Here is an 11,395-nt window from a genome sequence, read left to right as displayed (position 1 = left end):
TGGGACAGGCGTATGGATTATGTCATTCACTCAGAATGATTCTTGCCAAAAATACGGGTCAGTCCGAAAACCCTGTGGATATGTTAAATTCACACTGTCAGTTTGCATAATCTAAACATAAAGAATGGTATATCTCCTACTCCCCTAAACTGTGCTCTGAACGCTTTAATTTTTGCATTGAATGATTCTGCAAATGCATTCGTTTCCCTGCTAACGAAATAGTTTAGTATTGTTTCATAATAGTTCTGCATGGTATTTGTTACGGTTCTGAAACATCCGTATCCAAGCTTTTCTATTTTATTGTACCACAAGGCAAGCTTTCCACGTGCCACATCCTTGTCATAGTGCTTATTATATATATTGGTCAACTCTATAGCCAAGTCGTAAACTGATTTCAGTTCCGGATAATGGTCGAATATGATTTCCGCACGTATTCTTTGGGATTCAGTCCATTTACTATAATGCTTGACAAGTACATGTTTAGCCCTTGCCAACAGCTGCTTACGGGTATCACCATTGGTATATCGAAACGGGACATACTCTATATTTTGTTCTTTGCACCGCTGAATTTCATCGTTCTCTAAATCCCGTGCCATCCAGCGATAAGTAATCCTGAGCTCATCAATTGCCTCATAAAAGAGCTTCTGGACATGAAACCGGTCATTGGTCATCGTGGCATTGGGAAAACCCGTTCGGACAATCCGCATCATGGTCGGTGAAAGATCCAAAGTGACCTCTTTGACTGTCTTACGCTTGGAGAGATGAATCATTTCAAGCACCTTTATGACGTCTTCAGACTTCGTGCCACGTATCATGGCCACAAGAGTACCTCTGCCACCATGTCCCGCACGGTTAGTGACAACAGTATATAATTCTCCGCAACTCAAAGAAGTCTCGTCAATACAAAGGCTGGGACCTATGTTCTGTTTGAACAGGACATATTCTGTGGCATGATCTAACTGATCCCACTGTCTGTATGCGCTGATAAACTCCTTGTACTGGGAAGTTAACTGTTTACCGTTTACCCCATAAGCATCTGCTATGGAGCTTATGCTGGCCGCGGTAGTTTCAATCTTCTTCTTTTAAAAAAGCAACGAACTCAGGAGTGAGTTTCGTTCCTTCGGCAGTTAGATCATCGTAGGTATAAGAAAACGTTTCCCCGGTAGCTTTGTCATACCAGCGACGACGTCTTACGTGGAGATAAACAGGTTTGCCACGCAAAGGAAAGTCCTGAATAACTTTCTCATCGGTAAAACCATGGGAGATCACGGTTCCGCTCTTATAGTCAGAACGTTCCAGGTAGTGTTTTTCGTCAAGCCAAACTTCGATTTTATCAGAGCCGTCATGCCAACCGGAGATATCGAAATACTCCATTAAAACTTCGGGAAAGATGACTCGTAGTAACTTATCTAGATTGCGATTAGAATTCATTGGATTGTTATTTTTTTAATCTTCCGCAAAGATAGTTCACTTGCGCGTATTAACATAACATATCCACAGGGTTTTCGGACTGACCCAAAAATACAATCAAAGATGCGGCAAGATTGAGTATGGCTAAATGGTATAATAAAGTGGAAGAGGCAGGCTTTCATGCTTTCAATGTAATTGCAGCAACCTTCTATGAACATTATGATGATATTCTTAACTTTTATAATAAAAGATCCTCTAATGCGGCGGCTGAATCCTTTAATGCGAAAATCAAACAATTCAGAACCGCATTAAGAGGAGTAGTGGATGAGAAATTCTTCCTCTTTAGACTGGCTAAGATTTATGCATACCCCCAATGATTATCGGGTGAGCCGAGCCAAAACTTTAGCACTTGAATGATATTCTACCAACAAAAAGAAAACCCTCATAAGTACTTAACTTACAAGGGTTTCTTTGGGGGTGGCAGATGGGACTCGAACCCACGACATTCAGAACCACAATCTGACGCTCTAACCAACTGAACTACAGCCACCATGTCTGCGTTTCTCTAACGCGGTGCAAAGATAGATATTATCTTTTAATCTCCAAAAGATTTCACTACTTTTTTTTGTAAAAAGTATATTCTTTTATTCCCTGATTGTGCTTGTTGAAAAGGGTTCGAGCATCATTTGTGAAGATCTTCAGAGAGTTACGTGCTTGTAAAGGAATTGAATCAGCAGGTAGGTTGACGGGGAGTAATTGATGATTTTTTTTTCCGGACTGAATGGGGCGGGCTGTCCAGACTAAACTATACTCGCAATTATTGAGACGGACTGTGCTGTCTTTTACTAATTCCATTCTTACCATCAGTCCACCATCGGTGCGGCGGGCGGACATATTGGAAATATAATTTCCCAGTGAATAGACTACGAGATGTTTGTCGTTTGTCACGCTGTCTGTACGAACTTCGATGGGTTGAACTACGTGAGGATGGGAGCCGATGACATGATTTACTCCTTTTTGAATCAGCCAGTCAGCAAGGAATTTCTGCTCTTTGTCCGGGAGCGACTGGTATTCGATTCCCCAATGCATACAAGCTATGATTGCGTCCGGTTTCATTGCTTTGCTCTCTTCAATATCTTTGGCGATAACTGTTGTATCAATATAGTTCACGATATTGGGAGGAGTAACGGGGATACCGTTTGTGCCATACGTATAGTTGAGCAGGGCGATGCGGAACCCGTTCTTTTCCAATAAAAGAGGATATTTCTTGTCGCGTTCTTCGGTGTTGATATACGTGCCTGCATGTGGAATTTTCAACGAGTCGATAAGTTGAATGGTACGCTCCAGTCCGGATTTGCCACGGTCGAGACTATGATTGTTGGCAGTCACTAAAACATTGAAACCTGCGTCATGAATTGCGGTCAGAAATTCGTCCGGTGCGCTGAAAGCAGGATAACCTTTGTAGGGTTTGCCTCCTAACGTAACTTCCAGATTGGCGATAGCGAGATCGGCTCTCCCTATTTCTTCTTTAACGTACGTAAAACAGGTGGAGTAATCATAGCCGGTTGAGGTCCGTGCAGCGTTGATTTGTCCTTGATGCTGCATGAGGTCACCTACGAAAAGGAGTCGTAGGGTATCAGTGGGGGAAATACTGTCGGTTGCGGAAAGGCTGTCCGACAGGGTATCGATGATAGAATCTCTCTTTGCCTGCGACCGGGAGGTGCAGGACAAAGAGAGAAGTAAAATCATCAGAAACAAGCTATGTTTCATTGATAAATGGCTTTCTTGCCAGCTAAGAGTGTATTTTTCATTAACGATACAATCGTCATCGGTCCAACACCGCCCGGTACGGGAGTGATAAAGGAACATTTTGGGGCAACTTCGTCAAACTTCACGTCACCAGTCAGTTTGAAGCCTGATTTCTTGGTTGCATCCGGCACACGCGTAGTACCTACATCGATAACTACCGCACCTTCTTTCACCATTTCGGCTTTTACAAAGTTGGGTTGTCCCAGGGCAGCGATGATAATATCAGCTTCCTGACATTCTTTTATCAGGTCTTTGCTGCGGCTGTGGCATACCGTCACCGTGGCATCGCCCGGATAGGCTTTCTGCATCATCAGGGCAGCCATCGGTTTGCCGACGATATTGCTACGTCCGAGTACAACACATTTTTTGCCGGAAGTCTCTATTTCGTAACGTTTCAACAATTCGAGGATACCGTTGGGAGTAGCGGATACATAGCACGGAAGTCCGATGGACATACGGCCTACGTTGATCGGGTGGAAGCCGTCTACATCTTTACGGTAATCAATCGTTTCGATTACTTTCTGTTCGGAGATATGTTTAGGTAAGGGAAGTTGTACGATAAAGCCGTCTACATCGTCGTCTTCATTCAGTTCGCGTACTTTGGCAAGCAGTTCTTCTTCGGTCACGTCACTTTCATAACGGATGAGGGAGGACTTGAATCCACATACTTCACAGGCTTTTACTTTGGCAGCTACATACGTTTCGCTACCACCATCGTGTCCAACAAGGATAGCCGCCAGATGCGGGCGTTTTCCGCCACGAGCCACAATTTCGGCTACTTCGGCTGCAATCTCTTGTTTCACTTGTTCGGAAATGGCTTTTCCGTCTATCAGAGTCATATTTTCAGGGTATTTATTGGTGATGGGCAAAAGTAAAATAAATAACTGAACTCTCCAAAAGGATTGGAATTTTTGTCAGGAGATGAGCAGTATATTATCAGTTTGTTAGTGGAGAAACTACTTTCTACTGTAGGCTTCCGGATACAAAAAAAGAGGAAGTCGAAACTTCCTCTTTTTTTGTTATAATCAGTTTGGATCTATTGAATGATTATCTTTTCATTTTAGGCATCATCTTACCCATCTTGCTGCTAGTTACCATCTTCATCATTTTGCGAGTCTGGTCGAACTGTTTCAGCAGGCGGTTTACTTCCTGAATAGTCGTTCCGCTACCTTTTGCGATACGTGTACGACGTGATCCGTTCAGTATTTCCGGGTTGGAACGTTCTGCCGGAGTCATGGAATAGATGATAGCTTCGATGCTTTTGAAAGCATTGTCGTCAATATCAATATCTTTGATTGCCTTTCCTACTCCCGGAATCATGGAGGCAAGGTCTTTCAGATTACCCATTTTCTTGATTTGTGCAATCTGGCTAAGGAAGTCATTGAAGTCGAATTGGTTCTTGGCAATTTTCTTCTGTAAACGTTTAGCCTCTTCTTCATCATATTGTTCCTGTGCACGTTCTACCAATGAAACGATGTCACCCATACCGAGAATACGGTCGGCCATACGGGCAGGGTGGAATTGGTCGATTGCTTCCAGCTTTTCACCTGTACCAACAAATTTGATCGGTTTGTTCACTACCGAACGGATAGAAAGAGCCGCACCACCGCGGGTATCACCATCGAGTTTGGTCAGTACCACACCGTTGAAGTCCAGACGTTCGTTGAATTCTTTAGCCGTGTTTACAGCATCCTGACCGGTCATGGAGTCTACCACGAACAGAATTTCGTTCGGGTTGATTGCTTCTTTGATAGCGGCGATCTCGTTCATCATCTGTTCGTCTACTGCCAGACGTCCGGCTGTATCGACGATAACGAGGTCATATCCTTTGGCTTTAGCTTCCTGAATAGCGTGTTGTGCGATTTCTACCGGATTCTTGCTGTCCAGTTCGCAGTACATCGGTACTTCGATTTGTTCTGCCAATACGCGCAACTGTTCGATAGCTGCCGGACGGTAAACGTCACAAGCCACCAGTAATGGCTTACGGTTTTTCTTGGTTTTCAGCATCCGTGCCAACTTACCGGAGAAGGTGGTCTTACCCGAACCTTGCAAACCTGACATCAGGATGACTGCCGGACGGGCGTCGATATTGATCTCGGCTGTCTCTCCACCCATCAACTGTGTAAGTTCATCATGTACGATTTTCACCATCAACTGGCTTGGCTTCACAGCCGTAAGCACGTTCTGGCCAAGAGCTTTTTCTTTCACTGTATCCGTGAAATTCTTTGCCACCTTGTAGTTTACGTCGGCGTCGAGAAGTGCTTTACGTACGTCTTTCAGCGTCTCCGCCACGTTGATTTCGGTGATTTTGCCTTCACCTTTCAGAATCTTGAATGACCGTTCTAGTCTTTCACTTAAATTATCGAACATAGTTATTTAATTACGAATTACTAATTACAATTTACTTGGGCGAAAGAGGGACTTTTCCGTCTACTCTTTATTTGAGCTTGCAAATGTACAAAAATCTCTTGTATTTATATCTTTTTATTCTGCCATTTTGCTTTTTTGAGATAAATATAACTTGTTATCAACAGCAAGCTATAATACACAATCTCAATCGTAAAGCAAATTTCGATCGGTGCTTTCAGCCACATTCCGATGAAAATGATGTATGATCCGTAGATGATAATTGTAATCGTTTCGAGCAACAGGGCTGCCTGTGTATTTCCTGTTCCGGAGATACCGTTGAACACCACGTTGGCTACGGATGCGATAAGCATGGCGCAACAAATTACATATACCGAAGGTACGGACTCCGTAATGAGCGCAGCTTCACTGGTGTAGATAGAGAGCAGGAACTGCGGAAACAGTGCCGATACCGCTACTAACCCCAGCATGATGAAAAAGGAGAAACGCGCAATTTTATTAATGAGCGGCATCACGTGCTGGATGCCTCCTGCACCAATAGCATTGCTGACAAGACTGTTGGTAGTCGTAGCCAGTGCGTTGACCGGAATCAGCAATACGACATAAATACTCCGGACGATATTGGCAATCGCCAGTTCCCGTTGTCCTAACCGTTCTACGGCTACGAAGAAAACAAACCAGGTAGCCATCGACAGGAAATATTGCAGCATGGTGAAGCAGGAGATACTAAGGATCCGCATCAGCAATGCAGGGTCGAATGTGCGCAGGCGGTTCATACCGTATTTCTTTAAATCGACCGTGGCATACGTATAGATGACGAAAAAGAGAATGGAGGAGGCTTCTGCCAATACGGAAGCAATAGCAGCCCCTTTGATACCCATTTCCGGCAAACCGAACTTTCCGAAGATTAATGCATAGTCCAGTACGACATTGGTTAATGCCATGACAATGGCATTGATGGTTAGCACTTTAGTGCGTGTAATGCCGATGTACAATGCCCGGAACATGACATTGATAAAAGAGAAAAAGAATCCGTAAATACGCCAGTCCAGAAACTCCATTGTTCCTTCGTAGATGGATTCTGAAGAAACTAGCAAACGCATGATGTTTCCACCGAATGCCTTGGTGAATCCAAATAGCAGCAGTGCCATCACGAACAGGAACATGACTCCCTGAATCATGACAGGGCCGACATCTGAATAGCGGCCTTCGCCATTGCGTCGCGCTATGACAATCTGCGAACCGGTACTGAATCCGAATGCGATGGTGAATACACATATATAAAATAACCCGCCCATAGCCGATGCTCCAAGAGCTACCTCACTCACGTGTCCGAGGAATGCTGTGTCGGTGACATTGATGACATTTTGTGCCAGCAAGCTTAGTAGTATCGGGTAACTGACACTCCAAATCTGTTTGTTGGTATACATAATTAAGCGTTTAAGTTTACACTTTGCAAAGATAGTGCTTTATTTCGATTCGGAAGCGATGGAGTAGATGAAAACTATTTCCGGACCTTCGGGAGTTTTATTGTTAGTTGATTCGGAATGAAGCATGTCTCCCTTACGGCTTAATATGAACCGGATGATTCGTGTTTGCCGGTGTTCTTGGGCTATACTAGTGCGCTGCTTGCTTGTAAGTTTGCCAGCGAAAGAACTAAAAAGAGTGAAGATTTCTTTGTCGTCTTCACTCTTTTTTATTATTTATTTTCTTTTGAGTATTTCCCGAACTCCAGGACCTTCGTGGTTGGGGTAGCCGGGAGTATGGTTTCTGCATCGTGGATCAGCATCTACTTTCAAGCTTCGGTAGTCATCTTTTGTGCGGGTGATGTAATCATCAAGCATGGCACGGTGTTCTGCCAGAACTTTACTGTATTTCGGATCTTTGGCGAGATTCTTGCGTTCTCCCGGATCTTTTTTCATATCATATAGTTCTTCTCCGTTGCCTTCCAGATAGTGCGTGTATTTGTATCTCGGTCCGCGTACCATACGTCCGGGGGTAACGACATATTCATATTCGCTGTGCCATTCGGAAACTACATAAGGGTGAGTCTTTTTCTGTTTCTCTCCTTTTAATGTAGGTGCGAGACTGATTCCCTGTTTTTCGACCGGAACGGAAATTCCTGCCAAATCACAAAGGGTAGGCAAAAGATCCAGCGTAGGCTGTGTCAATAGTTGATCTACCGGTTTTTTCTGTTGTTTGATGCCGGGACCTGCAAAGATAAACGGAACGTTTGTCATTTCATCATAGAAACTGATATGCTTGGTCACCATACGGTGTGAAGCCATTCCGTCGCCATGATCGGCCATGATAACAACGATGGTGTTTCTTCCGGCAGGAGTGGAGTAAAGAGCTTTTAATACACTGTCTACTTGCTTGGACACCATTTTAGTATAGTGCTGGAAAGCGGCAATGTAATGACGGTAATTCTCTTCATTCCAATGAGAGGCCTGGGTCATGCGGCGATGGCTGCAACAGATGTATTGCACCGGTTTGGGGATATTGTTCCAGTCTTCCACGTCGAAGTTGGCTGGTAGTTCAGGAAGAGTTCCGCTGATGGGGCGGTCGGTATGTACTCCTTCATTTGCTCCTACGAATCCGCAAATGTTGTGAGGGTTCTGAAAATCGGCAATACAGATGAATGGTTCTTTGGGAGGGTTGCTTAAATAAGCAACAGCATCTTCGCAGGTTCCTACGTCCAGGAAGCTGTCGTTATTAACCGGGAACTCCGGATCAGTGAATGGTTTGGCTACCGGTTCTTTGTGTTTGAATCCTCTTAGGGAGCCCATGTCGTGTGTTTTTCCGAAGTGTACGGCTTCGTAACCGTTTTCGGAAAAAAGGCTTCCTAGTGTCGGTACATTTTCGGGAATACGTGGGTTGATAGGTTCGCTGGAGTTCGAACGTACATTCGTTTGATGAGGCATCATGCCGCTCCATAAAGCTGCGCGTGAAGGTTGGCTGAGAGGGCAGCCTACATAAGCATTGGAGAAGATAACTCCTCGTGAAGCGACTTCGTCAATAGGGAGGGTGCAGCCTTGTGTTTGCCCGTAAGCTCCGACGACGCGTTGTGTCAAATGGTCGCACTGGATAATCAGGAAATTGGGCTTTTCTTGAGCTTGGGCTGCTACGCCGCATAGGGCTAATCCCATGAATGGATAAATAGTTTTCATTACTGGTTAGAATTAAGTAATAGTTGATTTTGAAACAAAAGTAGGAAAAAAGGAAACGCAAAAAAGGGTGAAGTAGTAGTTTTGGACGCAAGTGAAAGTATTTTGTACAAAAATGTAATGTGTGATGGATGATTAGGGGGAACTATTGCTGATGAACGTTGGATTGTGAAGGATGAACGGCAAGTGGTTATTGATTAACGGGGTGGCTAAAAAAGAGAACGGTGAACAAACTGCAATTATTAGGACGCAGTTTGTTCACCGTTCATCATTTATCGTTTACCGCTAATTAGCTGTTCATGCTCATCAGGAATTCATCGTTATCTCTGGTCTTTTCCAAACGGTCTTTAACGAAGTCCATTGCTTCGATCGGATTCATGTCTGCAAGATATTTACGTAATATCCACATGCGGTCAAGAGTTGTCTTATCAAGCAACAGGTCGTCGCGACGAGTGCTGGATGCAGTAATGTTGACTGCCGGGAAGATACGTTTGTTGGACAGGTTGCGGTCGAGCTGCAGCTCCATGTTGCCGGTACCCTTAAATTCTTCGAAGATAACTTCGTCCATTTTAGAACCGGTATCGATCAATGCGGTAGCGATGATGGTCAACGAGCCGCCGTTTTCAATATTACGGGCAGCACCGAAGAAACGTTTAGGTTTGTGAAGTGCATTTGCATCCACACCACCGGAAAGAACTTTACCGGATGCAGGAGATACTGTATTGTATGCACGAGCCAGACGGGTGATAGAATCAAGGAAGATCACTACGTCGTGACCACATTCTACCAAACGTTTTGCCTTTTCCAATACGATACCTGCAATTTTTACGTGACGTTCTGCCGGTTCGTCGAAAGTAGAAGCGATAACTTCTGCATTAACGCTGCGTGCCATATCGGTTACTTCTTCCGGACGTTCGTCAATCAGCAGCATAATCATGTAAACTTCCGGGTGATTGGCTGCAATAGCGTTAGCGATATCTTTCATTAAGATAGTCTTACCTGTCTTTGGCTGGGCAACGATCAAGGCACGTTGTCCTTTACCGATAGGAGCGAAAAGGTCAACAACGCGTGCAGACATGGAGTCTGAATAACCGCCTTTGCAAAGTTTGAACTTTTCATCCGGGAAAAGAGGTGTCAGATGTTCGAAAGGAACACGGTCGCGAACGAAAGCTGCGTCACGTCCGTTAATTTTCGACACTTTTACCAACGGGAAATATTTTTCTCCTTCTTTGGGTGGACGGATAACACCTTCCACTACATCACCGGTTTTCAAACCAAAGAGTTTGATTTGAGATTGTGATACATAAATGTCGTCCGGAGAAGAAAGGTAGTTGTAATCGGAAGAACGGAGGAATCCGTATCCATCCTGCATGATTTCCAGAACGCCTACTCCGTTGAGAATATCATCGAATTCGTAAGGCTTTTCGCGTTCAATAACCTTGCGCTCCTGCTGTTGTTGCTGTTGTGCCGGAAGATTCTCGTTCGCATGGTTTTGCTGAGTGGCACGTGGCATCGGTAAGCGTTGTTGGTTCTGATTCTGAACCTGATTTTGATTATTGTTATTACGTTGGAAATTATTATTGTTGTTATTAGCGTTATTGCTATTATTGTTCACATTGTTATTACCGTTGTTATTGTCGCGTGGACGAACAATACGCGGGCGTTGCTGCTGTGCTTGCTGCTGTTGAGATTGTTGTTGCTGTTGAGGATGAGATGGCTGTTCAGGTGCTGTTTGCACAGGTTCTGTTTTAGTTGCCTCGAATTTGCCGAAGAGTTCGGTAGGAAGCTCTATTTTTTCAGAAGGCAGATCTTCGATTGGAATAAAATCATCATCGTCAACGCTGGATAAGATATTGCTTTCCTCGTCGATAACGGGTGCGGCTTTCTTTTGTGGTTTATCTATAACTTTTTTCTCTGCAACAGGCTTGTTTGGCTCTGCGGCTGGTTTATTTGTTTCTGCAGCCGGTTTGCTTTTTGCTTTCTTTTCAGCAGTCGGCTGTTGTGCTGGAGCAGCTTTTTCTTTTGTTTCAGTAGTTTTCTCTGCAACAACAGGCTTAGTTTCCACCACTTTGGGAGCAGCCGGTGTTACATTTTCTACTTCTTTTTTCTCTTCTGCATCAGCGCTCTTGCGTGGACGGCCCACTTTACGCTTGGGAGCAGTAGTAGCGTTTTCTGCTTTAGCTTCTACAACAGGAGCTTCTTTTTCTTTGTTTGTACTTTCTTCTTTCTTGGAAGGTTGTGGTGCTTTTACAGGAGTGGCTTCTTTTGTTTTATTAACCTCTCCACTCTTTGGTGTGGAAACTACCTTGTCTTCTTTTTTGGTAGGAGCTACCCGTGAACGCTTTTTCTTTTGTTCTTCATTTTTGCGTTCTTCTTTGAGCTTATCTGCGGCAACTTTCTTAGTAGCTCCTACAATAGCCTGTTCATCGAGTATCTTATAAACAAGGTCTTCTTTTTTGTATGAGTCTGCTTTTTTTATGCCTAACTCTTTGGCAATAACTTGAAGTTCCGACAGATTTTTGTCGTTTAATTGGATAATGTTATACATATAGTATGGTAAGTTATTAATATTTCTTTTTTTGCTGAATTACGGACAGCATTACTACAGCTTATGGCTACAGATATGCAAGCATACGTTTTGT

At 44.0% G+C, this 11,395-nt stretch carries 8 protein-coding genes, 1 tRNA gene and 1 pseudogene; 1 reads left to right on the top strand and 9 read right to left on the bottom strand.

Annotation, left to right across the window (positions count from 1 at the left end):
- Nucleotides 1-89: 89 nt before the first annotated feature.
- Both KTR06_RS14420 and KTR06_RS14415 read right to left on the bottom strand, forming a co-directional pair.
- The gene (locus KTR06_RS14420) at nucleotides 90-935 is read right to left on the bottom strand and encodes a transposase (protein WP_008997340.1); all 846 of its coding nucleotides are present in this window, start codon (nucleotides 933-935) and stop codon (nucleotides 90-92) included.
- Between the two features lie 133 nt (nucleotides 936-1,068).
- Nucleotides 1,069-1,431, bottom strand: coding sequence for a transposase family protein (locus KTR06_RS14415; protein ID WP_008997339.1), 363 nt, complete (start codon nucleotides 1,429-1,431; stop codon nucleotides 1,069-1,071).
- A gap of 86 nt (nucleotides 1,432-1,517) precedes the next feature.
- Here KTR06_RS14415 and KTR06_RS14410 point away from each other — a divergent pair.
- Nucleotides 1,518-1,787, top strand: a pseudogene (locus KTR06_RS14410) (transposase); the annotation flags it as partial.
- A 95-nt stretch (nucleotides 1,788-1,882) separates the two neighbouring features.
- Here KTR06_RS14410 and KTR06_RS14405 read toward each other — a convergent pair.
- From KTR06_RS14405 to rho, 7 genes are all read right to left on the bottom strand, one after another.
- Nucleotides 1,883-1,961 (bottom strand) — tRNA-His (locus KTR06_RS14405).
- A gap of 64 nt (nucleotides 1,962-2,025) precedes the next feature.
- A complete protein-coding gene (locus KTR06_RS14400; protein WP_004312923.1) occupies nucleotides 2,026-3,180 on the bottom strand; it encodes a CapA family protein in 1,155 nt (384 codons plus the stop codon).
- Nucleotides 3,177-4,058 (bottom strand): bifunctional methylenetetrahydrofolate dehydrogenase/methenyltetrahydrofolate cyclohydrolase FolD, encoded by an 882-nt coding sequence (gene folD / locus KTR06_RS14395; RefSeq protein WP_004312924.1) that lies wholly within the window; start codon nucleotides 4,056-4,058, stop codon nucleotides 3,177-3,179. The genes KTR06_RS14400 and folD overlap by 4 nt, the downstream gene beginning before the upstream one ends.
- Nucleotides 4,059-4,266: 208 nt before the next feature.
- Nucleotides 4,267-5,589, bottom strand: a complete 1,323-nt coding sequence (ffh, locus tag KTR06_RS14390) for a signal recognition particle protein (RefSeq protein WP_004312925.1) — start codon at nucleotides 5,587-5,589, stop codon at nucleotides 4,267-4,269.
- 104 nt (nucleotides 5,590-5,693) lie between these two features.
- The gene (locus KTR06_RS14385; RefSeq protein ID WP_008025832.1) at nucleotides 5,694-7,016 is read right to left on the bottom strand and encodes an MATE family efflux transporter; all 1,323 of its coding nucleotides are present in this window, start codon (nucleotides 7,014-7,016) and stop codon (nucleotides 5,694-5,696) included.
- Between the two features lie 273 nt (nucleotides 7,017-7,289).
- Nucleotides 7,290-8,756 (bottom strand): sulfatase, encoded by a 1,467-nt coding sequence (locus KTR06_RS14380; RefSeq protein WP_008025830.1) that lies wholly within the window; start codon nucleotides 8,754-8,756, stop codon nucleotides 7,290-7,292.
- Between the two features lie 286 nt (nucleotides 8,757-9,042).
- Nucleotides 9,043-11,301, bottom strand: a complete 2,259-nt coding sequence (rho, locus tag KTR06_RS14375) for a transcription termination factor Rho (protein ID WP_015532994.1) — start codon at nucleotides 11,299-11,301, stop codon at nucleotides 9,043-9,045.
- Between the last annotated feature and the right edge of the window lie 94 nt (nucleotides 11,302-11,395).

Source organism: Bacteroides sp. MSK.20.12, from assembly GCF_019052435.1.
In the GTDB taxonomy this organism is placed as follows: domain Bacteria; phylum Bacteroidota; class Bacteroidia; order Bacteroidales; family Bacteroidaceae; genus Bacteroides; species Bacteroides xylanisolvens.
This window is presented reverse-complemented; position numbering and strand designations above follow the sequence as displayed.